Origin of the sequence: Vibrio aestuarianus, assembly GCF_028858425.1 — a bacterium.
Taxonomy (GTDB): domain Bacteria; phylum Pseudomonadota; class Gammaproteobacteria; order Enterobacterales; family Vibrionaceae; genus Vibrio; species Vibrio aestuarianus.
The window spans coordinates 1,550,238-1,575,027 of the sequence record NZ_JAKNYQ010000001.1 but is presented as its reverse complement, the minus strand read 5'-3'; the positions used below and the strand labels follow the sequence as shown (position 1 = coordinate 1,575,027).

General features: G+C 43.1%; 17 protein-coding genes, 2 tRNA genes and 1 pseudogene. 6 read left to right on the top strand and 14 right to left on the bottom strand.

The window, feature by feature from the left end:
• The first annotated feature begins 219 nt into the window (after nucleotides 1-219).
• On the top strand, nucleotides 220-1,692 hold the full coding sequence (gene ltrA, locus MCT08_RS07465) for a group II intron reverse transcriptase/maturase (RefSeq protein WP_274678152.1): 1,473 nt from the start codon (nucleotides 220-222) through the stop codon (nucleotides 1,690-1,692).
• A gap of 780 nt (nucleotides 1,693-2,472) precedes the next feature.
• On the opposite strand, the gene MCT08_RS07460 is transcribed toward ltrA, so the two are convergent.
• Both MCT08_RS07460 and MCT08_RS07455 read right to left on the bottom strand, forming a co-directional pair.
• Nucleotides 2,473-3,240, bottom strand: coding sequence for an ABC transporter ATP-binding protein (locus tag MCT08_RS07460; protein WP_261927055.1), 768 nt, complete (start codon nucleotides 3,238-3,240; stop codon nucleotides 2,473-2,475).
• Nucleotides 3,241-3,242: 2 nt separating this feature from the next.
• Complete coding sequence (locus tag MCT08_RS07455; RefSeq protein WP_274678151.1) at nucleotides 3,243-4,295, bottom strand: FecCD family ABC transporter permease; 1,053 nt, start codon at nucleotides 4,293-4,295, stop codon at nucleotides 3,243-3,245.
• Nucleotides 4,296-4,503: 208 nt separating this feature from the next.
• Between MCT08_RS07455 and MCT08_RS07450 the strand changes: the two genes are divergently transcribed.
• The 4 genes from MCT08_RS07450 (at nucleotide 4,504) to MCT08_RS07435 (ending at nucleotide 9,082) form a co-directional block, all read left to right on the top strand.
• Nucleotides 4,504-5,586 (top strand): ABC transporter substrate-binding protein, encoded by a 1,083-nt coding sequence (locus MCT08_RS07450; RefSeq protein WP_274678150.1) that lies wholly within the window; start codon nucleotides 4,504-4,506, stop codon nucleotides 5,584-5,586.
• Nucleotides 5,587-5,898: 312 nt separating this feature from the next.
• A complete protein-coding gene (locus tag MCT08_RS07445) occupies nucleotides 5,899-6,324 on the top strand; it encodes a LexA family protein (protein WP_274678662.1) in 426 nt (141 codons plus the stop codon).
• Complete coding sequence (locus tag MCT08_RS07440) at nucleotides 6,312-7,568, top strand: Y-family DNA polymerase (RefSeq protein ID WP_274678149.1); 1,257 nt, start codon at nucleotides 6,312-6,314, stop codon at nucleotides 7,566-7,568. Before MCT08_RS07445 ends, MCT08_RS07440 begins: the two co-directional genes overlap by 13 nt.
• A 344-nt stretch (nucleotides 7,569-7,912) precedes the next feature.
• Nucleotides 7,913-9,082 (top strand): helix-turn-helix domain-containing protein, encoded by a 1,170-nt coding sequence (locus MCT08_RS07435; protein WP_274678148.1) that lies wholly within the window; start codon nucleotides 7,913-7,915, stop codon nucleotides 9,080-9,082.
• Nucleotides 9,083-9,155: 73 nt separating this feature from the next.
• On the opposite strand, the pseudogene MCT08_RS07430 reads toward MCT08_RS07435, so the two are convergent.
• From MCT08_RS07430 to MCT08_RS07400, 7 genes and pseudogenes are all read right to left on the bottom strand, one after another.
• Nucleotides 9,156-9,562: pseudogene (locus tag MCT08_RS07430) on the bottom strand (tyrosine-type recombinase/integrase); the annotation flags it as partial.
• Between the two features lie 26 nt (nucleotides 9,563-9,588).
• Nucleotides 9,589-11,151, bottom strand: coding sequence for an IS66 family transposase (gene tnpC, locus MCT08_RS07425; RefSeq protein ID WP_274678147.1), 1,563 nt, complete (start codon nucleotides 11,149-11,151; stop codon nucleotides 9,589-9,591).
• A 59-nt stretch (nucleotides 11,152-11,210) separates the two neighbouring features.
• Nucleotides 11,211-11,564 carry an IS66 family insertion sequence element accessory protein TnpB gene (tnpB, locus tag MCT08_RS07420; RefSeq protein WP_136677075.1) on the bottom strand — a complete coding sequence of 118 codons (354 nt, stop codon included), beginning with the start codon at nucleotides 11,562-11,564 and terminating at the stop codon, nucleotides 11,211-11,213.
• Complete coding sequence (gene tnpA / locus MCT08_RS07415) at nucleotides 11,561-11,881, bottom strand: IS66 family insertion sequence element accessory protein TnpA (protein ID WP_081245520.1); 321 nt, start codon at nucleotides 11,879-11,881, stop codon at nucleotides 11,561-11,563. Before tnpA ends, tnpB begins: the two co-directional genes overlap by 4 nt.
• Nucleotides 11,882-11,946: 65 nt before the next feature.
• Nucleotides 11,947-12,594, bottom strand: coding sequence for a peptidase M15 (locus MCT08_RS07410; protein WP_274678146.1), 648 nt, complete (start codon nucleotides 12,592-12,594; stop codon nucleotides 11,947-11,949).
• A 324-nt stretch (nucleotides 12,595-12,918) separates the two neighbouring features.
• Nucleotides 12,919-12,995 (bottom strand) — tRNA-Val (locus MCT08_RS07405).
• A 38-nt stretch (nucleotides 12,996-13,033) separates the two neighbouring features.
• Nucleotides 13,034-13,110, bottom strand: a tRNA-Val gene (locus MCT08_RS07400).
• A gap of 272 nt (nucleotides 13,111-13,382) precedes the next feature.
• Between MCT08_RS07400 and MCT08_RS07395 the strand changes: the two genes are divergently transcribed.
• On the top strand, nucleotides 13,383-14,444 hold the full coding sequence (locus MCT08_RS07395; RefSeq protein WP_274678145.1) for a GGDEF domain-containing protein: 1,062 nt from the start codon (nucleotides 13,383-13,385) through the stop codon (nucleotides 14,442-14,444).
• On the opposite strand, the gene MCT08_RS07390 is transcribed toward MCT08_RS07395, so the two are convergent.
• From MCT08_RS07390 to MCT08_RS07370, 5 genes are all read right to left on the bottom strand, one after another.
• Nucleotides 14,432-15,106, bottom strand: coding sequence for a DUF2726 domain-containing protein (locus MCT08_RS07390; protein WP_053309403.1), 675 nt, complete (start codon nucleotides 15,104-15,106; stop codon nucleotides 14,432-14,434). The genes MCT08_RS07395 and MCT08_RS07390 overlap by 13 nt on opposite strands.
• Before the next feature lie 330 nt (nucleotides 15,107-15,436).
• A complete protein-coding gene (gene pulA / locus MCT08_RS07385; RefSeq protein WP_274678144.1) occupies nucleotides 15,437-21,478 on the bottom strand; it encodes a pullulanase-type alpha-1,6-glucosidase in 6,042 nt (2,013 codons plus the stop codon).
• Nucleotides 21,479-21,854: 376 nt separating this feature from the next.
• A complete protein-coding gene (locus MCT08_RS07380; RefSeq protein ID WP_274678143.1) occupies nucleotides 21,855-22,646 on the bottom strand; it encodes a hypothetical protein in 792 nt (263 codons plus the stop codon).
• 186 nt (nucleotides 22,647-22,832) lie between these two features.
• Nucleotides 22,833-23,807 carry a chemotaxis protein gene (locus tag MCT08_RS07375; protein WP_171979645.1) on the bottom strand — a complete coding sequence of 325 codons (975 nt, stop codon included), beginning with the start codon at nucleotides 23,805-23,807 and terminating at the stop codon, nucleotides 22,833-22,835.
• A 24-nt stretch (nucleotides 23,808-23,831) separates the two neighbouring features.
• Nucleotides 23,832-24,611, bottom strand: coding sequence for a substrate-binding periplasmic protein (locus MCT08_RS07370; RefSeq protein WP_425609325.1), 780 nt, complete (start codon nucleotides 24,609-24,611; stop codon nucleotides 23,832-23,834).
• Between the last annotated feature and the right edge of the window lie 179 nt (nucleotides 24,612-24,790).

Here is a 24,790-nt window from a genome sequence, read left to right as displayed (position 1 = left end):
TGACATTGCGCGACATACGGAACACGGTAAGCCTGTATCACTCCCTCTGGGAAAGCCTTCGTGGCCGATAGTGATGCAGGTATAGGAGGTTGGAAAAAGCGAAGGCTGCATTGTAACGATGCAGATACAGATTCATATCTGATCACGAAAGTGGGCTGACTTCCGACTGGTCTTCCGTTGCAAGAGAATTTGAAGAACTTTATTCAAGGAGAAACGCAAATGATGATTTCAAAAGAGATTAGTGCCTCTCCTGACAGTGCTCAATGGCAATCCACCAATTGGAAAGACGTTGAATCTCATGTTTTAAAGCTTCAGATGCGTATTGCAAAGGCAACACGAGAAGGTAAACACAGCAAAGCGAAAGCGTTGCAGTGGATACTGACTCACTCGCGATCAGCAAAACTTCTTGCTGTTAAGCGGGTATCTCAAAATAAAGGCAGTAAAACGCCTGGAATTGATGGCGTTATCTGGAATACAGATACGCGCCGCATGAAAGCAGTCAATCAATTGAGCAGAAAAGCTTATCAAGCCAAACCGCTCAAGCGTATCTACATCCCCAAGAAAAATGGCAAGCTCAGACCACTGGGTATCCCCTGCATGGCCGATAGAGCGCAGCAAGCGCTTCATCTTCTTGCTCTGGAGCCTGTATCAGAAACACTTGCCGACCCTAACAGCTATGGATTTAGACCAAACCGCAGCACTGCCGATGCAGTCGCACAGTGCTTCAAGTGTCTGGCATTAAAGAAATCAGCTCAATGGGTTCTTGAGGGAGACATCAAAGCCTGTTTCGACAAGATCGGACATCAATGGCTTATGGACAACATTGCCGTAGATAAACGTATGTTGGAACAATGGCTAAAGTCTGGTTTTATAGACAAAGGGTTGTTCTATCACACTGACGAGGGAACACCACAAGGTGGGGTCATATCTCCGACCTTGATGCTTATGACTCTTGCAGGGCTTGAGCAACGCATAAAGTCTACCGCACTCAAAAAGGGTGCAAGAGCCAACTTTATTGGATACGCCGACGATTTCGTCGTCACTTGTGCTTCAAAGGAAGTGCTGGAGAACGATATCAAGCCGTTGATTGCTGATTTCTTAGCAGAAAGAGGCTTAACACTCTCCGAAGAGAAAACGCACATTACCCATATCAGCCGTGGTTTTGATTTCTTAGGTTTTAATCATAGGAAGTACAAAGGGAAATTGCTCATTAAACCGAGCAAATCCAACACACTACTGTTCTTGAGTAACTTGCGCGAACTCATCAAAAAGCACGCAACCATCCCTGTTAACGATTTAATCAAGTTGATAAATCCGAAACTCAGGGGCTGGTCGAATTACTATCGGCACTGCGTTGCGAAACAGGTATTCGGATATGTAGGTCACAAGCTATTCCATACGTTATGGCACTGGGCTAAAAGGCGTCATCCAACAAAATCCAGAACTTGGATCGCGCTTAAATACTTCATCAACCGTCAAGGTCAATGGCAATTTCACGGTTGGCAGAAGATCATGGATATGGATTGCCAGTTCAATCTCTTCCAAATAACCAAAGTGCCAATAGAAAGGCATGTGAAAATCCGAAGTGCAGCGACTCCATTTGACCCTCAATACCAAGAATACTTGGCTAAAAGGAAGTCCAAAAGGCTAGCTCGTAACTCTTGGAACGAACCTGCTCCGACTGCTCTATAAGTTGCTGGGTATCAAACGATGCCTTCGTGGAGGCTTGAGCCTAGTGCAGTGAAAGTTGCACGCTGGGTTCTTAGGGAGACGGCACTTGGTAACAGGTGTCGTCCACCCGACAGAAGTGTTTCATAGTGATTTTTGCAACAGGTTGTTGCAAAATTGGGATTGGAGTTTGTCCAACAGCCTGTTGGACATTCCATGAAGCAGGCAATTTCCTAATTGTGCAGCAGCTTGTTGCACAAATAAATCTCATGTTGGTGTTATGCGCTCTAGACACGTCTTGGGGCAAAAGTAAGCTTGTTCCATTTGGTTCACGGCTGTAAACTATTCCTGAGAGCCTCGGGTATCTCTGCTTTTTCATTGAGCTGCTATTTACTGTCTGGCCAGAAGTAATAGCATCAATTTGAACTTGGCGTAATTGCAAAGCAGCCCACCGAGGACATTCGATAGCCCTGTTCTCTTCCGCTCATTGAGTATTGATCGCAGGTAGCGCGTAATAGAGCCACTTCTAGTGGCTCTTGTCGTTTCTGGGTGGTTGAAAGGCTAACTGAGCTCCCCTCAAACTTGCCGCGTTCATATGTGAGTCGTAACAAACTTCGGGGCATTTTTGATTTTGACTAATTTGTCCAACAGGCTGTTGGACAATTGGTGTCACTGGGACTTCACAGTCACCGTCTCAAACGCAGAAAAGTTCTAGGCACTTTTGAGCTAGTTACTTAACCGTATTCCGTCCCCTCATCGCAGTTGATGAGAGGCCTTTTTTACAACTATTTCACTTCACCAGAGCTAATACGCTCGCGTAGTACGGATAAATGGCACGCCGTGTTCGTCGTTAATCACTTGAGCCTGAACGTCATAAATGCTCTGCACAAGGTCTGACGTTAAGATCGCTTTCGGATGACCACTTGCCACCAGATGTCCGTTTTTCAGTACCAACAAGTTATCTGCATATTGTGCAGCCAAATTAAGGTCGTGTAACACCATGATCGTTACATACTTTCGTTCTCGAGTCTGGCTTACCAAATGTTCAAGCAGTACGTGTTGATAGTGAAGATCGAGCGCACTGACTGGCTCATCCAACATCATGATTTTGGGCTCTCGCATTAACGCCTGTGCGAAGAGAATCATTTGCCGTTGACCACCACTTAGCTTGCTCACATCTTTGTTTGCCAAATGCGAAAGTCCAATCTGGTCTAATATTCCCAACGCTTTATGCAGCGTGTCATTGCCCACTCGCAAGCTCAACGCGTCTAACTGTCCAAGCAACACAACTTCAATCGCTGTTAGGTTCACGTCTAGATTGATGTCTTGTGGCATATAGCCAAACTGGCTTCGCCACTGTGAAAGCAAATTATGCGTTAGCGAATTATCACCATAATTGACCACACCGGACTCCAATTTGATGTCACCAAACAATGCTTTAAGCAGCGTACTTTTACCTGTACCGTTTGGCCCTAGAATTGCGGTTACTTGACCCGGCTTAAGTTCAAAGTCGATATTTTTAGCCAGACTTAATGAACCAATTTGAATGTTAATTTGCTTAGCTGTCAGCATCGTTACCCTCGCTTCGCGATAATCAACCAAAAAAAGAACGGTACGCCAATAATCGCGGTCACTATTCCGATTGGGAACAGCGCACCGGGCACGATCACTTTTGAAAGAACAGACGCAGTAGAAAGAAGAAACGCGCCGATTAGGAATGAAAGAGGTAAGAAGAATCGCTGGTCTTCGCCAACCAACATTTTGGCAATGTTAGGCGCGACAATACCAACAAATCCAATGATGCCAACAAAACTGGTCACCGTTGCTGTCATCAAGGCAACGATAAATAATGTTTTCAAGCGCAGCTTAGCGACATTAACACCGACACTTTTTGCTCGCTCTTCACCTAAACGCAGGGCAGTTAATTTCCAAGAATCTTTGAGTAACAAAGCAACACCAGCCACCACAACTAACGAGGTGATCAACAAGTTCCCCCACGTGGCTTTCGACAAGCTACCGAACAGCCAAAATAGGATTTGCTGACTTAATTCTGGGGACGAGACAAACTGCACCAACGACAATAGCGACTGAAAGAGAAATAATAATGCAATACCCGCCAGTATTAACTGACCTGAGCTGATATGTCGCATTGAGGCCAACGCGAAAAGAAAACACGCAGAAAGCATGCAGCAGACGAAGGCACCGAGCGGGACAGCGTAATTACTATCTAAGCCCAATGAACCGAAATAAAGCGTAATTGCAGCACCAAAGCCCGCAGCCGCAGCCATACCTAGCGTGTAAGGACTTGCCATCGAGTTGTTTAACAACGTCTGCATCTCAGCGCCACCAACCCCGAGCGAACCACCGACAACAATCGCCATAAGTGCAATCGGCAAACGTAAGTTGGTCACAATGACTTGTGTGGATGCATCAACCTGAAACGGTAAGCCGATAAACTCTAAAATCGCATACAGAACCCGACTTGCATCCAACATTGATGGCCCTGTCATGATATCGAGCACAAAAGAGATGACCAAAATAAGACAAAAAACACTCAGTACAACAAAGCGTTTCCGCTCATACTTTCTCTGATTTTCAATGGCTTGTAACACTGCTTCGGATTGCATTTAACGCTACCTGATTTCCTAAAGGATAGATTTTCTTTTTCTACTGCATCGCCGCTTGTTCAGTACAAACCGCGCCGAGTATTAAATTGAGAAAGCATACTAACAAAAATGATAATGATTTGCATAAAGATTAATAAAAAGCTTATTATCGGCAACCAAGATAAAGGACCCAGTGGACACTGGCATATAGAAAAGAGTCTAAGTTACCATGTATAAAACACTACTCAGTTTTGCTGCACTTACTGTCAGTGCTTCGGCATTTGCAGAAATCACCACCGTTACCGACATACTAGGTCGAGAGGTTACCTTCGACGCACCAGCCAAGCGCGCGGTTGTCGGTTTCTATCCAGAAGACTATATGGCCATTGGTACAGAAGCCGCGTATGACAAAGTGGTTGGGATGTCTAAGTACATTTGGCAAGCACGCTCTGCAAACTGGAAGCTCTACGTTAAACACCGCCCTTCTCTTGACAAAATTCCTGAAATTGGTCGCGTCGATACCAATACGTTTTCTGCGGAAAAAGTCATTAGTCTAAACCCAGACGTCCTGATGCTCGCTGACTGGCAATACAAAGGCCTTGGCTCAGAAATTGAACGTATCGAAGATGCGGGAATTTCTGTGGTTGTAGTCGATTACAACGCACAAACTTTGGAGCGCCACCTGAAAAGTACACAGCTGATTGGCGTGATCACTGGTCAAGAAGAGCGTGCAGAAAAAATCGCCAATGAATACAAACAAAACCTAGAGATGATCACTCAGCGACTTGAGTCTACCAACCTAGAAAAACCAAAAGTCTATACCGAGTATGGTGCTGCTGGCGTGAATGAAGTCGGGTATACCTTCGGCAAAAATATGTGGGGTGCGATTGCTACCATGGCGGGTGGAGACAATATTTCAGCGCCGTTTGTTGAATGGTGGGGTAAACTCAACCCAGAACAAATTATCGTTGCTAACCCTGATGTAATTGTCATGACAGGTTATGAATCAGGCAGCTCTGATGATGCAATGGTGATGGGTCAAGGCGTCGATGAAGAACTTGCAAAACAGCGTTTAGCTGGATTTAAACAGCGCATTGGCTGGTCATCTATTGCCGCGGTTAAGAACAACCGCATGTATGCGGCTTACCACGGCGCTTGTCGTACTATTCTCGATGGCGCGATGCTGCAGTTCTACGCTAAAGCAATGTACCCAGAACAGTTTAAAGACCTCGACCCAAAGCAAGCCTACTTAGACTTCTACGCTAAATACTTGCCAGTCACGCCAAGTGGTTCATTTATCACGCAGTTGTAGCCTGTTTTGAGATATGCCAGGTTGAACGCTTTCGAAATGCAGTTCAGGCACCCTATATTCGGTCGTATACATTGGACTCATTTCGCATTACTAAAACTTGGTCAATATTCTTTTTCCAAAATCTTAACTATATCTGCGCTGAAAAGGAATGGGGCTGTTTTGAGTTGATTACGCAACATGCGTTTCGCAAGCTGCGTAATAACATTGAAAGACGCTTTGGTGCATAAGTACATTATTTTACTTCTACCGTTCTTGACGACAATACGATTTAGCCCCAGAATAACTGTATGCATGCACAGTTATTTTGAGTTTATGAAAGTTATTCCAATTCTTGCAAGTGCAGGTATTACAGGTTTTGAATCTCCAGCAGCGGAATACGCTCAGTTGGGAATGAGCCTTGACGAACTACTAGTTGAGCATCCTAGTGCTACTTTCATCGGGCAAGCAATGGGGGAATCTATGCAGGGAATTGGCATCTTTGATGGTGACTTGTTGATTGTCGACCGACATGTCACCGTTCAAAACCATGATGTTATCGTGGCTAATTATAACGGTGAGTTCATTTGTAAAATGATCGATATGACACGTCGATTACTCTTATCAGCAAATGAAACTATGATGCCTGTCTACATTAGTTCTCAAGATACTTTTTCGATTGAAGGAGTGGTTATTCGTTCAATTCGGTGCCACCGACCAAGCTACCTGTTATCTTCTGGTGGTAAAGCATGTACGCGCTAATTGATGCCAACTCTTTTTACTGTAGTGCTGAGCAGGTTTTTCGTCCGGAGTGGCGAGGCAAGCCTCTCGTCGTACTATCAAACAATGATGGCTGTGTAGTAGCAGCTAATCGTCAAGCAAAGGAAGCCGGAATACCTAAGTTCAAACCTTATTTTGAAGTCAAGGCTTTATGTGAAGTAAAAGGCGTAATTGCACTATCCTCTAACTATGAGCTCTATTCTGATTTGTCAGCAAAAATGATGGAAGTCATCGGCCGATTTGCACCTGACCAGCACATTTATTCTATTGATGAGTCCTTCCTGTCCTTCCATCGAACATACCCTGCAATCAAAGATTTGCAAGAGCATGGAAATTTAATTAGACGAACCGTTTGGAAAGAATGTCGTTTACCTGTTTGTGTTGGCATGGGTACAACGCTGACCCTTGCCAAAATTGCTAACCATGCAGCTAAAAAGATTCGAGGCTATCAGGGCGTTTGTGTTATCGACAATGACAAAGAACGTATTGAGATATTGAAGAAATTAGAAGTCGGTGATGTATGGGGAATTGGCAGACGTATTTCGGCTCGTTTGAAACATATGGGTATAAATACGGCTTACGATTTGGCGCAGTACGCACCAGAAAGAGCACAACGGGAATTCTCTGTTGAGGTAGAGAGAACGGTTCGTGAGTTGAATGGTGTTGCTTGCAAAGGTTGGGATGCAGCTAGAGCAGATAAAAAGCAGATTTACTCGACTCGTAGTGTCGGAAAACGAATAACAGAACTTGAAGAGCTTGAACAAGCTTTAAGTAAACATGCAGCTATCGCCGCCAGTAAAGCACGTAAACAAAAGTCGCTGTGTAAAGTGATGTTGTGCTTTGCTTCTAATTCACCATTTGATGATAAGCCTTGTAGTTTCCGTGTCGTTCATCGCTTTCCTTATCCCACTTCTGACTCAATCCAGCTTGTCAAACTAGTATCCGATGTAGCTAAACAATTGTTCAAGCCTGGAGTGCGCTACTACAAGATTGGAGTAGGATTAATCGAATTAGTTGACGGACGACATCAGCAATTAGATCTGCTAAATCAAACTCCGAGTAATGATAAGTTAATGACGGTGTTTGATAGCCTCAATAATAGGTACGGAACTGATACGCTTTTCATTGGTTCTCAAGGTATAGAGCAGAGATGGGGGATGCGAAGAGAAATGCTTACCCCTCGATATACGACCAAGTGGTTAGATATACCTAAAGTAAAGTGTTAGCAGCTCACTTCTGGACACTTCCAAGTTGCATTTTCCCTAATTTAGTAAAGCATGAATTAACTGAAGTATGGCAACTTGCTTAGTTGGGTGTCCAGTATCACAGGTGCAGATCAGTAAAATGCGAACCGCAGCAATTGGTGAACTTTATCTGGAAAGGCATAAGCTACTGATAAATAGAGTATTATATAAAATCACTTTAACTACCAAAGTCTCACCTCACACTTAAAATGTAATAAATTACAGAAAATTACGCGATTTTAGTAATTACAATTAAGAGTCCAGTTGGTATTGTTTCTTCAACATCCAAATGGAGAAACAAAATGCTACATCTAACCAAAAACGATTTGATTTTGTGGGTAACCCATGCAATCGCTCACTTTGAAAGCCTTGGTAAAAAGCAAAAAGACCTAGCGCACGCGCTCGGCATTGAAGCGACACGTTTAAGTGAAATGAAAACTGGAAAAGGGACTCTTTCTCCAAATCTGATAGAAAGGATTACTGAGCTATGTGGTGCTCCACGCAGGAACCCTGGAAGGTTCGAATATGCTGAGTTATACCCTGACCTAGATACTTTCTTTTCGAACTTGTTACCCGTTACTGAGAATCGCTTTTACAGAAAGATCCTCACTATGCTCTCAAACTCAGATTACTTGGATGCGATAATCAACCACTGTAGTTCCAACGAGGCCGATGACTTGGAAACACCCGTCAGCCGAGAGCAAACTATTTATAATATTAATAGCCTTATAACCAATAAAGAATTTCAAAGTGTTTGCCTAAACTATCAAAAACACCTTCTAGATTCGGGGCTGTCATGGACATTTAAATGGGCAAATACTGAGAAACAAGGTTGGAACTCAAAAGATAAACTGACAATCGAAAATGTTACAATCTCGGACGAAAGAATTTTCCATAGTCTGTACTTAGCCTGGCGCTTAAAACAATACGTGATCGAGTATGAGTTTGGTAACGAACGATTAATCAACATCAACCCGACTAAAGATCGAACTTCTATCGTAATGACTGGGGATCGCATATTAACATTGCAATCCGAATCATCGGTTAACTATCCAATAAACAAAGAAATAGAAAAGATTTTAGGAAGTGCTAGTAGTTACAAAGATATCCACTCAAGTCATAGCCCTTTTGGAGAACAACCTATTTTTTCTCGGAGAAAACAGGAACCTAAGCCAGATTGGTGGGGTGATATCAGGTGCGAGGTGTATTTAAGTGAAAATATGAATTACCACTTTTTGATCCATATGACAGCAGAAACTATGGAGTTTGAAGATCAAAACATTTTGGAGTATCCAACCGACTTGAATGATCGAGAACCAATAGTTCAACCAAATGATAGGATCGCAATTATCACCAACATTAGTTCTTTAGAATTGTACCGACAAGTCGAGGAGCTCAGAAAATGGGTAGGTATGCCTAGCGACAATTTATACAAGCTTAAGCAAAAAATTGCGAAAGCAGGAGGATACGTCCCTGAGGCTATTGTTCTATTATAAGCTTAATATTAGATAGTTAGGATTAGGGACCTACAGGCTTTTCAAAGATAGAGAAAAGCCTGTTTCACTACGTTTAGCCGTCTGTTTTCTCAGATAGCCTCAGAGCATCCTCTAGCTCAACTCCAAGGTATCGAATTGTGTCATCTAGCTTCGAATGTCCAAGTAGGATCTGTACAGCCCTGATGTTTTTCGTTCTGGCATAGATTAAAGTGGCTTTAGTACGGCGCATGGAATGAGTGCCGTAATAGTCAGCATTCAATCCCAGTTTTTCAGCCCAGTTTCTGATAATTGAACGATAGAATGAGTAGCTGATTGGTTGCCCTTTGCGGCGACAACTTGGAAATAAAAAGCTATTTGTATCTAGGGATGCACAGTAGACCCACCTACTAATACTCTGTTGCGTTCTCGGAGTAATCTCATAGTGTACATCGGTACCTGTTTTTTCTGGATGCATTGCACCCTCTCATAAATTACTCCGTATGCGCCCCATGATCCCACGGGGCGTTTTAATTTGAATGTGAGAAGTTCCAGGGAAGCAGTGAGTTGATATCAGGCTCAGACTTTGCCAGCTCTTTCATACATTTGACCATGTAATCGTAGAGTATTAGCCCGTTAGCTTTTGATGTCTCGATGATGCTGTACAACAGCGCACTGGCATCGGCACCATTGGGATTATTGGCGAAGAGCCAATTTTTTCTGCCAATGACCAGAGATTTGATTGCGCGTTCTGCTCGGTTGTTGTCGATAGATAAATGCCCATCTTCAACATACCGTATCAGTTTAGGCCACTGACCCAAGGTGTACTTTATGGCTTTACCAAGAGGACTCGATTCGATGACTTTCTGCGTGGTTAACCAGTCATATAGGTCATCCAGCATGGGTTTGGCACTGGATTGTCTCTCAGACCAACGCTCTTCAACCGAAGCGAGTTTTAATCGGGATTCAAGTGCGTACAACTTTTGTATTTTTGCTAACGCCACAGCCGCTTTACCTGATTTTCCTTTGCCCTGAAGCTTTTTCGCATCCATGAACTTACGACGTGCGTGAGCGAAGCAACCGACATTGGTGACTTGGGGTAATCCGTCATAAGCACCGTAACCATCACTTTGCAGATAACCTGAGTAGTCGCCTAAGAAGTCTTCAGGACAAGCTCTCGCGCGACTGTTTTGATAGTCGTACAAGACGATGTTTTTCATGTCAGGAAGTCTGGCTTCGGGCGAGTCGGCTCCTGAGCAGTACAACCACATATAGCATTGCTTGTCTTCCTTAAGCACATTGAGCGGTGTTTCATCGGCGTGGACCACCACTTGCTCAAGTAAGTGTGCTTTTAATGCCTGATAAAGCGGTTTGAACTTTTCGCTCACCTGGATGACCCACCTTGCCATCGGGGTTCTCGATAACTCGATACCCGACTGTGTAAACAGGGTTTCCTGACGATACAGCGGAAGCGCGTACTGATATTTACCGAGGATAATGTTGGCAAGCATACTTTCAGTGGCGAAGCTTTTGGGGATGATGCTCTCTGGAGCAGGCTGCTGGTGAATACGGCTCGTCTCTGCTTTTTGTTCGCACTGGCGACAAGCGTATTTCGGGCGGACAACCTCCAACACTTTTAATACCGCTGGCGTGAACTCCAGCTTTTCACTGCGGTCTTCGCCGATTTTATGGAGAGTATGCTGACAGCAAGGGCATTGCTTATCGTGCTCATCAAGGTCAAGAACAAGAACAAGAATTTCACGCGGTAAGTCTTTAGGCAGTGGTTGACGTTTACCACGACGTTTGGTGGTGGTCGTTGTCGTGACAACTTCCTCTTCAGCTTTAGCGGCTTCGCATTCCGCTTCATTGAAGAGGTCACCCTGCGCTTCATTATAAGGTTTTAACGCTTCCGAGCGTTTAGCGAACTGGCGGTCAAGAGCGAGCTTAAATTGCTCAATTAAGGATTGGCGCTCTTGTTGCCATTGAGCCTCCTTTTCTTGCCAGCCTTTTTGTTCAGACATCAACGCTTTCACCATAGCTTGAAGCTCGGCGATGTCTTGGCTTTCTGGGTTAATATCAGGCGTCTTTTTCATGGCATTTATTATACTAAAAATACCACTCCAAGGCTTGGTATAACTGACTTTTATCGAGATTAACTCATTGTAAAACTGTCTATTTTTATCGGCTTATGGCCGATTATAGTGAAGCCAGATAACAGTCTGTCTAGGTCAAATTGAGTCAGGGTGTATACCTGCTTTTTCTCTTGAGTGGGCCATTTGAATTTGGCTTTTTCCAACCGTTTATACCACAGAGCGAAGCCCGTTTTATCCCAGTACAAGACTTTGACTTTATCGCGTTGTTTATTGGTAAACAGGAACAGCGCACCGCTTCCGAGCGGTAAATCGGTTTCAGATTCAATAATCGCCGCCAGACCATTAATGGACTTTCTAAAATCCACGAACTCCCGATACAGGTAAACATTAGGGGCACTCAGCATTCTCTTCATGACAGTGCTCCGATTAACTCTGCCAGATACGAGGCAGGTGTTCCCTGGGGGATGCTGAGTTCAACGTCATTAATCAATAGTGTCATGTTGGCAATCGGTGTTTGAGTCATCTGGTAGCGTGTCGTTTTTTCAACGACTTCAGCTTTAACGAATCCACTGCTCTTAGGTTGCTCTATGAACTTTAGTTGCTGTCGCTTGGCATGGAAGGTTGAAAGGCTCAGCCCATTTTGTTCACAGAACACGCGTTGAGACAGATGACTGGATTCGTATTGATCGAATAGGGTATGCCATTCTTGATGAGAGAGTCTTTTTGCCATTTCAAATCTCCTTGAGGTTGGAGATTTGATCTTATGGCGTGCCGAGATTGATTAGAATGTGGGGTTTATGACGCGCTTACTTTAGAACTCAGTTCATTGAGCATTAGTATATATTCTTCCTCATGAGTCCGACCAAAATTATCCATCCCGGGCTTGGTCAATGTCCCCTTGCCGTTAGCGATGTAACTTTTAATTACTTTCTTAGGCTTCTCATGCCAAGAGATATTAAATGCCGCTAGTTTGGGAAAGAAATACATGGAGGAATAACCAGGAACATTATCGTGAACCCACCAGGCGAGAGCTTGCCAATTACCGGTTCTTTCGTAATACGGAACAAATGAATTAACCACAATACAAGCCGTAGCACCTAAACAACCATCACTATCTCGATAATCCCATATATGGCCAGCGTAGTTAGCTTCATTACGTGAGCAGTTGTACTGGTTCTTATTTTCGGCACCTTTTGCATTTACAGCCGGTGAACGATATGCAGAACGGATAGAAATACGACCGAAATGATTTTGAATCGGCTCTAATATTTGTTCACAAAGTTGAGTTCCGGCTTGAATAGCAATGTCTGGGTAATCGGGAATATTTGGAATACCTTCTATCTGAGAGATTTCTGAATGGAGAAAATCTCGCATAAAAAAATTCTTTGATAACCTGACTCGCCCAAACTCTTCCAAAGACTTAACTGTTGCTGGTTTTTTCATGAACTTCCTATTTCCTTACTTATCCATATAGACAATTTATTGCATTAGTTAGGATAGATGGAAGTTAAAAGTTTGCCCTGACTTCACACTAAAAATGAGAATCTACTGGCTAAGCTAAATAACAGAATAGGACTGAAATCTGTCTAAAATCTTATATGGCGTGGTCACCATATGGTCACAATTGTGACCATATGTGCCCAATCAGGTATAGTTCAGTGAATATTGAATGCATAGATATGCAAAACTCAAATAAGAAAACTTGATGGAAGCTAGGTAAAACCTAGAAATAACAAAGCCCGCTAAAAGCGGGCTTTGCATAAAATTTGGTGGGTCTAGGCGAACTCGAATCGCCGACCCCTACCATGTCAAGGTAGTACTCTAACCAACTGAGCTATAGACCCAAATTTTTTGTTCTTATGCATTAATGATGCAATCAAAATGGTGCGTCCGAGTGGACTCGAACCACCGACCCCCGCCATGTCAAGGCGATACTCTAACCAGCTGAGCTACGGACGCATATCTTGTGAACGAAGTGGATATTAACGGCTGTTTTTCTATGGTGCAAGTCTATTTTCTTTGTTTTTGAGCCAGTTGGCGTATCTATCGCCAGCTTGGTTATTTTTTATTCTTTTTGGTGATTTTTCAGTAAAAACTCCAGTCAAACAAAAGCGTGGCACAGATCACGATGTCTAAGTTTATAGGTTATGTGAAACCAAGTATTGATTCAATCCAATTATCTCGTACTATAGCTGTTATTATTATAACTATGCAACATGGTGAAAGCACACATGGATACTAGGCTTTTCAATCAGACTCATCACTTACGGGCCTCCGTTCTCTGTGGTTTAAGTTTACTGCTCACGATTGTCGCGCTGTTCTTCACTATTTTTAATATTTTTTATACTCATAGTTATGAGTTAGCGACATTGGAGTTCATATTCATGTGCTACTCCACCTATGTCTATAGTAAGGCAAAACAAAGTTCTCACTCGCTTGCACATATCTACTTGTATGTTTACTTTCTTATTCTCATTATTGGTGTCGGCACCTTTGTACAGCCAATTGCTAACGGGCTGTTTTTTTGGACAAGCTTCTTCCCTGTTCTACTTTATCTGTTGATGGGAGTTAGGCATGGAAGAATTGCGGCAGGTGTTACTCTCACGGTACAGCTGTTCAACGTTTATTATCAATCGTCGTCAAGCGGTGTATACAACACCATACCAATGATGATTAATCTTGCTTTTTGCTACTGTGCGATATGGACTGTCGCGCACATTTTTGAATCCAACAGAAAAGATACCGAAAACTCATTAAGGTACTTGGCATCAAGAGACACGTTAACGGGTGCACATAATCGATTAGCGCTTATTCATGCTTATGCTCACTTTGAACAATATAAAAGTGACACATCACTGTGTCTGTTAGTGATAGATATTGATTACTTCAAACAAGTGAATGATACCTATGGTCATGACGCTGGTGATAAAGTACTTATCGAATCTGTGTATTTAATGTCCAAGATCGTTGGAGATGACAACCTATATCGCATTGGTGGCGAAGAGTTTTGTGTCACCTTGTTTGACCACGATATCGAGCAAGCTGAGCGCATTGGAGAAAAGCTTCGTCAATGTATCAATCAACACCTCTATTCATATGGTGACAAACGTATCGAACTCACTTTAAGTGTCGGTATTTGTAAATATAGAGATGGTGATAAGCTGGAGACTTTACTGAAATTGGCAGACGTTGAGCTTTATCGTGCAAAGAAAAATGGCCGAAATCAAGTTAGAATATGTCAGACGGATGAACATCTCCAAGAATCCTCAGAACTTACCCATCAAAACTCTTGATTGTCATCATCAAACTCATACACCACATTATAATTTTCAGTGTAAGTACAATGAGGCTGTCGACTGCAAGTAAAGAAGCGACGGCCTTTAAAGTCACCCTGACTGGCAATTTTAATGATCATTGGGCTACCACACTTCTTACAAAATCGCACTTCTTTGTCGGTTTCGATCAAATCGATATGGGCTGCTAATAACCTTCGTAGCTTACTGACTTGGTAGCTATATTTAATATTGGCGCCAATTAAAGGAATACTCGCTGACTTGCACACATGTATAAGCAACTTTTCTCTTTCAACTTTGCCTTTATATAGCTCTTTGCCGTTATCAAGTTCAATGATCACTCTAGGCTCAAATGTTCTCGGGTCACAGACAACGAAATCGAAGTAGCTTTTGGCAATACGGCTATTGGCAATGAACCACTGTTTTTTGTTAAGTTTTGCACTAGGTGAGACCACATTCGACATACAGACTTTGGCCAATACAACAGCGTGATCACCTACGGCTGATTTTAATGCGTTGTAAAACGTGCTTTCAGAAGCATTCAATAACGCGCTTTTTCTCTTGTAGCTGTAGTCTTTTGTATCATCATGTTTAATCACATATTTTTGAATGAATATGAAAAAGATGACGAGCAGTGCCACAATGATAAAAATATTGGTCATACGATAAAAGCTATCCTGAAGTGATTTTCTAACTCATTAATTAATAAACGAAGTTCTAATGATTGGCTAGTTTATTACTGTGGATTTGTCGCAGAGGGTGACTTAATCCACAGGGTAAGCGCTATCAAGGCGAGAGTACGCGCAACTGATGTCTTATTCAAATAGAAAAAGCTCGCCGAAGCGAGCTTTTAATTATAAATTTTCTACTTGAAGCCACAGCGATGTTGGTTACGTTCTTTTACCCCAATCACATAGCATGTCTATGCTCATGGTGATTCATTCACTTACCGCCTACCTGCAACTCCAAGTAGTTTGGCTATAGCATAAAGATCAATCGATCAATAACAGACGCCCAGTTAATGCAGGAACGCTTATTGTCGTTGTGCCAAATTGCGTACCAATTACCTCTTCACTCATTAAATCAATCAATTGAGTTGTCGATTTGATCAACCCCATATCAAGGTTCAAGGTTCGCTCTTCCGTACTGGTATTTAGTACATAAAGGATCTGCTCATCTCCATGCACTTTAAGATCAGCATACAGAGTGTCATCAATCCACACATTGCGTCGTTCACCTTTGGCTAAAGAAGGATACTGACTGCGTAATAACATCAATTTACTGACACTGCTCTTCAGTGCTTGTTGCTGTGGTGAAAATAAAACCGCATCAGCTTTACCGCTAGAACGAGCAACGTGGTCATCACACAAACCTAAAACTGCACAATCTTGAGTTACTTTTGCCGCGAAGTTTTCTACTTCATCACCTATTTCTTCTCCATAATAGAGCGTGATAGGGCCAGAATAAGCAGCAAGGAAACTGAATGCGGCTTGGTGACGAGCGTAATAGTCTCCCAGATTACCTCGTTGAATGAGGTCACCAAAGCGCACCAAGTCATGGTTACCCAGCATTAAATTGGGCATCGCATGGTAAGGGGATTTCGTTCGGCTATTCCAGCTTGCCTCTAGGCTTCTAGCGCTACCGCTTGCTCCAGATTCTTCCACTGCTAATGCTTGTACTAAGCCATAGCGTAATGGGAAGTTAAATGCAGAAGAGAGCGCTGGATTGGCATCACTGCCATAAGCCGTTTGGGTAATATCATCCGCACCTTGCCACACTTCACCAACCATATAGCCGAGCGTACCCCATGATTTACCTGCATTGAAGTTATCTCGCGAGGCTTGTTCGACTGCCGCACGCAGGGTTCGCCACGTATCAAGCGGAACTTGATAAGCTTGATCTAAACGCCAACCATCAACACCAAATTCACGAATCCAATAGGTGGCAACTTCACTAAAGAAAGCTTCACTCGCTTGGTTTGGATAAGTCACTAACTGCCCCGGATAACCGCTTTCGCCGCTGTGAAGTTGCGGTAATTTCCCGCTTGGTGACGCTTTAACACCGACAGCGCTAGTGTGACCAAATACACCATCTAATAATACGTACAACCCTTTTTGATGCGCTTTGTCGATGAGTTCTTTGAGTTTGGCATTACTGCCAAAATTTGGATCCACATTAAAGTAATCACAAGCAAAATAGCCCGTTGCATCAAGCTTATCATCCCCATTTTGGCCTGCACAGGAGTCAAAGACTGGGGTTAACCATAATGCATTGACATTGAGGCTCGCAATGTAATCCAAACTATTGATGATGCCTTGTAAATCTCCACGGTGGTGGGAATTTCCATAACCCACGCCATAATCAGCGTTTGAGTCTCCATCAACAAACGATTCCACCATCACTTGATAAATGCGTAAATCACACGCAGGGTTAGTATCTTGATAACAGGCATAATCAATACCGGTATCTGACACCCCAACCACCAATTGTGACGCATTTGATGCATCCAGCGTAAATTTCCAAACGCCTTGCTCAGTCACAGTCAACTTGATATTGCCGTTGCCCGCATCTTCCAGCATTGCCGAACCATTTGCGCTGCTAAATCCACCAAAACCGAGATTTAAAGTGCTCCAATCTTCAGAGGCAATTTTAAATTCGTATACGCCAGGCGTTAAATAGCCTTCAAATGCATAGAGACCATTTTGCTGATAAGTTAATGGATTAGTGAGCCCCCAACCATTCATCGAACCCCGAACATACACCGACGTTGTGCCGTAAGGTGCAACGTCAACGGGTGGAGTTTCGACGCTCAGCCCTGATCCTTGTTCGCCTTGTTGTGGCATAACAAAAACGGCCGCGGTTAAAGCAGGAACAGTAAAGCGACCGTTATCAAAGCGACTCTCTTTGACTCGTGCATCCTGTGAAGTTATCAAGGTCGGGTGAAGTTCAAAGCGCTGCGCATTCGGGATCACGACACTTTGCTCTGCGGTATTAGCGTTGATCGCAACCACTATCGCCTCTACGTTTGGATCCAGATCCACACCAGCTGAAATACCATCATTAACCGACATCACTATCATGCCAGGCTGAGCATTTGGCCCCGTATTATGGAAGCGCACGCGGTTCAATACCTCTTGCTCTGAAATCAGTTTAAGCAGCGGTGTTTGCGCACGAATCGAGAGTAATGCTTTGAACGCGTTGTCTGTCCACGCGATATCTTGCGGCGATGCTACCGTGTTAGGGTTGGCAATCACACTTTGAATTGCACTCCAGTTGGCTTGATCTTTATCAGCCCTAGGCAATCCCACATTCCAGTTATTGCTCTGCTTGCTAAAATCAACGCGGTTGTACCAATCACCACTATCGTAGCTATCACGCGCCATCGATTTTGAACGAAGTAACTCAGAGCCCATGTGGAAGAAAGGTACGCCTTGTCCTAGCATCACCGGAGCAAGACCAATGATTTGCATGCGCGCTCTATCAGCCGAGCTAGTTTCCGGTTTCGCTTTATACTGGTTAAAATCCCACAATGTTTGATTATCGTGCTTAGAGACATAGTTGATCGACTCTTGCGGGTCGAGCGTATAGGCTGCACCTTGGCCACCGTATTGAAAATCTCGGCCAAGTACCGTCATTCCACTCGCTGTTTGCAAAGGATAGGCTTGTAAGTTTCCTGCCATACCGTAACGAATTAAATCCATTTTAGATTTCAATTCATCATTAAAGCGATCACCAGCGTTAGCAAAACCTGGGGTAGTTAATAGTGCATCTCCGCTGTCAAAAGGACCACCACCACGTACACCATCGCGCAATCGATCGTTATAAGTGCCAATACCCGTTCCAGCCATTGGCCACTGCGTCGCATTTTCGCCTCTTGCGCCATTAGCAACTTCACCAAAGTTCCAGCCTTCACCATAAAACCAAGTGTCAGGATCAATCGACTTCGCCGCATCATAGATGGCCAGCATGCTGGACTTCATCAAGTGGCCCATCAGATCAAAGCGGAAACCATCAATTTTGTAGTCTTGCGCCCACATCATTACGCTATCGGCAACTAACTTCTCAAACATACGGTTTTCTGAAGCGGTATTATCACAGCAACTTGAGTTTTCAACCGCACCAGTAATTGGATTCAAACGGTGGTAATAACCGGGAACCGCTTTATCCAACACAGATTTATCATACAAGCCTGACGAATAGGTATGGTTATAGACCACATCTTGCACCACTCTAAATCCAAGTTGATGCAGTTTTTGCACCATTTGGCGGTACTCTTTCACCCGTGACACACCATCACTTTGCACTGCATAACTTCCTTCAGGTGCACTGTAATGGAAGGGATCATAGCCCCAGTTGAAGCTATCTAAAGGCCGTACATCCGCCAGTAAAGCTTGCGCTTGTGGCGTATTAGGATCGGTATTTTCCAACAACGAAAGAATGGTTGCGTTCATTGACGTGCCATCAGAACACAATGACGCTTGAGGATTAATGCCACACAATTTTGCTACCGTGTCATTAAGATCAACCCGTTTTTCCACCTCTTCTGGAATAGAGGCTAAATCGTAACTCGGCAACAGGTGAATGGTGGTTAAACCGGCTTGTTTTAAACTTTTTAGTTGTGCAACGCTGTCTCGCTCCTCTTCCAAAAAGGCGAGGTATTTGCCATTGTATGCCGCTGTTCCTTGATTATCACTGTTACTAAAATCGCGAATGTGCAATTCATAAAGAATGTTATCTTCAGGATTGCTCAGTTCAGGGATGGCTTGGTCATCCCAACCGTCCGGTTTTGATTCAGCCGCAGTTAAGTCAACTAATTGCGAATAGAGACTAGATGTGCTGAGTGATTGCGAATACGGATCGGTAATGGTCATCCATTCAAGTTGCGCCGTTTTCGGATGATAAGCTTGTACGCGATAACGGTAAAAACTGTTTTTAAGTGCGCTATCACCTTGGTAGTGCCAAATACCCGTGGTCGGATCTTCGACCATCGGCTGCGGAGAGCGACTACGAAGAGTTTTATCTTGGTCATAAAGATAAAGCTCTACCTGCTGTGCGGTTGGAGCCCACAATGCAAAGTGCGCACTATTACCATCTATCCAAGCACCAAGTTTCGCTTCATCCGCATCATGACTACCCGCCGTATAAAGATTATCAACGACACCGGGGATCTGCACTTTTGTTGCAACAAGCACTTTACCTTCAGTATCTCGAGCGACTGCAATCATTTGTGTTTTCAACAATGCTTTAGCTTGTTCGTCGTTCACATCCAGCGTAAATGCTGTTCGACCAGTTAAATGTGGGAAGCGAGCATTGTTTGTCACCCCTGACAGCGCTAATGGGTAATGCGTAAATTGTTCAGGATGGGTAATGTCACCACCAGCTTGTGCTCGGCTCCAGAGCTCATAACTGGCCGCTTTGCTGTGATCAAACCACGCCAATTGATTCACAGACAGCCAGTGTGCTGCAGCGCCTTCGATGCTGACATTAACTTGCTCATTCGGAGAATAGTTCAGCGCCGTACTACCATGACGTGTGTAAAGCGTATTACCCTTTACAAAATCAAGGATAAGATCATCGCTGCCCAGCGCTTTATCGTTACCACTATGAACAATAAAGTTCATGCAATTGCCGTGTTCTGCTTTTAGTGGAATACGATACATCGCACCGTAAGTTGGATCAATTTCAGAGGCTAGATAAGGGTTACCCCAATCTACGCCATTGAGGGAAGACTCAGAGACTGAGTCACAACTACCGTTATTCCACAGATGTAGCCCCCAACCGTTATAATTATTGTCATCACGCAGGTAATAAATAATCGCTTCTTGATAACGTGGCGTTGGCTCAGTTGTCGAGTTATCTGCCTGTTTCGGTTGCGGGTCAATACTATCGGGGATACCATCACCATCGTCATCGCTAGAGGCAAAATCCCCTAACCCATCATTATTAGTATCAAGGCTTTCTAGGCGATCTCGCGGGAACACATCTTGTTGGTTGTTAACGCCATCACCATCAATATCGTCATCTTCACTATCAGTAATGCCATCATTATCAAGGTCTGCCGGTTGATCGTTTTCATCATCAGCACTTGTGCCTAAACGCTCTTCATCGGCGTTACTCCAACCATCACCGTCACGGTCATCATCTTCGACATCCGCTATACCATCACCATCGCTATCAACAGGGTGGCTAGAAGCGTTATAAGGGTCGGAACCTAATCGCCATTCGGTTTCATCTGACCAACCATCATTGTCATCATCCCAATCGGCGTGATCACCAATACCATCATGATCGGAATCAATACTCTCTTGAATATCATGGGGAAATAGATCGACTAAATCTGCGACGCCATCTCTATCACTGTCGAAACCAATGACTGGCTCACCATTTTCAAGCATCAACGTTTTATCACGAATATCCGTTTTATCTCGTTTGGCCTTTTTGATCTCATTACCAAATAACTGACTGGCTTTCTTTAACGTACTAGAAAGTTCAGGCAGTGTGGATTGCTCGATAGTAGAAGGTAATACTTGAGCCAGCGCTTTCGCCGACTGAGCAACAACAATGTTGTTATCGACATAATCTGCTTTTATATCCAGTGTCGGAATGCGCAGCGCTTTTTTCAGTTCTGCGAGTGCTTTTTTCTCTTTCTGGCCACGCTGCATCTGCACACTAAGGTAGGTCGTAAAAGGGTTAATAACGGGGTAATTGGCAGGAGCCGTCATGACATAACTACGCGCCGTTTTCACCGCTGGTATGTCCTGATCAACGCTTTCCCCTTTAGTGACCGATACCATCAGGTAATGATTTTTTATATCACCGTGCAGACCTTTGACATTAATTTTCGCGATACCATTGTCGTCGGTATAAGCCTGCGGTTCGCCTTGATCAAATTGGTGATTGCTATTTACATCTAGCCAAACATGAGCATTAGTTAAATACCCATCCATGACTTGAACTTCAAGCGAGTCATTACAACCCGCTAGCATACCAATTGAAGCAAACGCTAAAGTCATTCTTGTTAGGTTTGTTTTCATTGTTGAAATCCGTGTTTTAACGTTATTGCTAGTCCTGCTCTCACTACTGGCAGAAAACCATTGAGTCAGTAGATGTATGGCTACATTTACCTAAGTTAACGTTATAGTTACGGCACCACCCATTACCTCACCCTTGCTTCGCTATGTTTAAGGCGTAGAGCTAAAGGATGAGAGTCAAAACACAGAGTTCAATCACAATCAGGACAAACGAGATGAAAGGTAAACATCGGAATTTTGGGAAAAATGTGATCTGAAATACAAACCGTAGAATGAGGATCAAGTGAAGATGAAAGATTATTACATTTCAACCAATGTAATAGAGTTTGATCTTAGTCCCATCAACCACTTAGCCTGTTTAGTTAAGAGAGGGTTAAATTTATTCAGGTAATTGCAAGGGAATAATCGTTCTATTTTCAGGGTGAAGAGCATCTAGGCTATGACGCCAATGTTTATCAATTAGCTTATCCATTAACCCGCTGCTTCTTGCCTTAATCAAAGCCCGCTCTATGATCGGTTTGTAGGGTTTCGCATCTTGACTAAGGTAAAAAATAAAATCACTTTGATATTGCAATATCAAACGTTGCTCGATAGCAAGGTAAGGGTAAGATTCAGCCTCATAGGAGATCTCATTCATTCCTCTCGGAAAATAATGGATAGGACCTTCTACCGATAATTTCCGGTATAGCCCCCGCCACTCTCCGTCTTGTTCATAAACGTGAAGGTTATTTGCTCGCCATACGTCGACATCGTACCAACTAATACCGAGCCCTGCCGTTAAACTTGAACGCTGTAAATCACTCAAAGTGTGGATCTGGTCAAATGTGCTTTGTAGCTGTGGCGGAATTAACAATATTCTTTGCCCAATAAGCCCATTGGTCAGAGGTACGTTGACTGATGGATACTGCGCGTCGCGATCTTTGGTTTGAAGTAACCACATTACGGACAACTGATTATTTTCAACCATTTTAGTAATACGCTTTTGCGGAATACTCTTCTCCGTCGCCACAACATTGGCATTAATACCATCCGTTTTCAGTGCTTCAATAAGCAGTTCGTGATAATAAACGTGACCATCATCTTGCAGCGTAGGTAGACGTAAGGTTAGGACACGCTCATGTGCAAGCACTTGAGCACTAAAACAAACTAATAAAAAAGAAACCCATTTCATAATGCCATCCAAAGCCGTCAACCATCTCAACTATAGTTCGTTTATGGGAAATATGGTTTGTTTAGCGAGGGATAAAATACGTTTTTCAAACACTCAATGGATTTTGAGTACAATTTTGCAATAAAAGTGGAGGATTGCAGACATGGGCCTCAAATAGAGGCCCATGAAAGCTTAAATAACGAGCAATTATTCGAAGATATATTTATCCATCATCGTCACCATTTTACCAATTTCTGGTTTGGTAATGGTGTCATTCGCGCCTAAGGCCAGTGCCTTAGCTCGGTTATCCTCACTCATCAATGATGAGAACATGACAATTGGGGTATCACGGTACGCATCATTCTCGCGCAGACGTTTAAGTAAATGCATACCGTCCATGCGTGGCATTTCTACGTCAGTAACGATCGCGTCAACCAATTCTGAAACCGCCATATTTTCGGCTTTAGCAACACGTTCAATGTCCATTAATTTTTCGTAAGCTTCACCACCGTCTTTACAGGCGATAATGTTATAACCCGCTGAACTCAACGTATCTTGGATTAAACTACGAATAAACGCTGAATCATCAACAACCATAATGGTTTTTGCATTACGTTTATTGACCATTTTTTGATTCAAATCAACAGAACGATCCACCTTGACGTCGTATTTTTCCATACTCAATTCAGGGTTGATATCGGCAATAATTTTCTCAAAATCCAAGATCATGATCAGGTTACCGTCTTTACGTACCACGGCCACTACACAGTCTTGTTCACCAGCTTCAAGAAATTGGCTCGGTGATTCAACATCATTCCAAGAAATACGATGAATACGGCTAATACTGTCAATTAAAAAGCCATTAGTCATACGGTTAAAATCCGTCACGATAACAAATTTTCGCTCTAATGTTTGACTCGTCGGTACACCCAACCACCCCGCAAGATCAACCAACGGTGTGAGAACATCACGTGAAGAAAATACACCTATCATGTGGGGTTGTGCATTTGGGTAATCTGTTGTGTCAGGAACTTGTATCACTTCCCTTACTTTCGCAACGTTAATACCGTAATAACAGGTTTTCGTGCGTCCATCTGGCAGTACCTTTTCTAAATGAAACTCAATGATTTCAAGTTCGTTGGTACCACTTTCAGTTAAAATTGTACTACTTGGGTTGCTCATACTGGTCACTAATCTTAAAGGTGGTTATCGGTATTTGTTTAGTATGGCTTGATATCGATTCACGCCATCATCATTATTGGTATTTTTAACTTTATCAATACCCTTTTGTAAATCGTCTAACAGGGCTTGGTCCACATTTTTGTTAAAAGCATAGTAAAGTAATCCCTGTTTTAAGACATAAACCGTTTCAAACTGATCTGTTTTGTATCCCGCTTGCTTAATCCACCAATGCGCAGATCGTTCATCATAAGCGATTAAATCAATACGTTTTTTTATCAACAGTTTTGCCAGCATGGTGACATTGGTCGATTCTTGCATTGATTCCCTAGGAACGCCATATTGAAGTAATAATTGTTCGCCAACATCATCTCTTATGACACCAATCTTATATGATGTAATTTCTAAAGGTTCTTCTAGCGTAATATTACTTCCTTTACGCGCAATGATCGTCACTTTAATAGTATCAATCGGCCCAACCCAACGAAATAGATCTTCCCGATGTTCGGTTCTGGTTGTAGAAAAAAGCACTGCATCTTTTTTCAAAATAGCAGAGCGATACGAACGAGCCCATGGTTGCAAAACGACTTGACTGAGTAAAACCTCGTGCCCAGACAAAGTAGCAGCTTCTTGGAGTAAATCGACTGAAATCCCCGTCACAGCGCCTTGATCAACAAAATTAAAAGGCGGATAAGATTCCGTATAATAAGTCAGACTTTCAAGGCCATTCGAATGTACGGGTATCACGGTGAACATGGTCAACAAAACGGTAAGTAGAATAAAACGCATGGTTTTTAGTGTGCTCATTCTTTACCTCATGTAACGTTACCTGCCTTTTGTTCTTAAACTTTAGATGTACTTCGAAAAGTCGTCTAGTTAATCGAAAATTTCTACGAATAAATATAAAAACATCATGAGTTAAATAATAAATGAAGCTGGTAATGGAAATTCCCACGAAACAACAGCTAAGTAACAACTTTACCCTA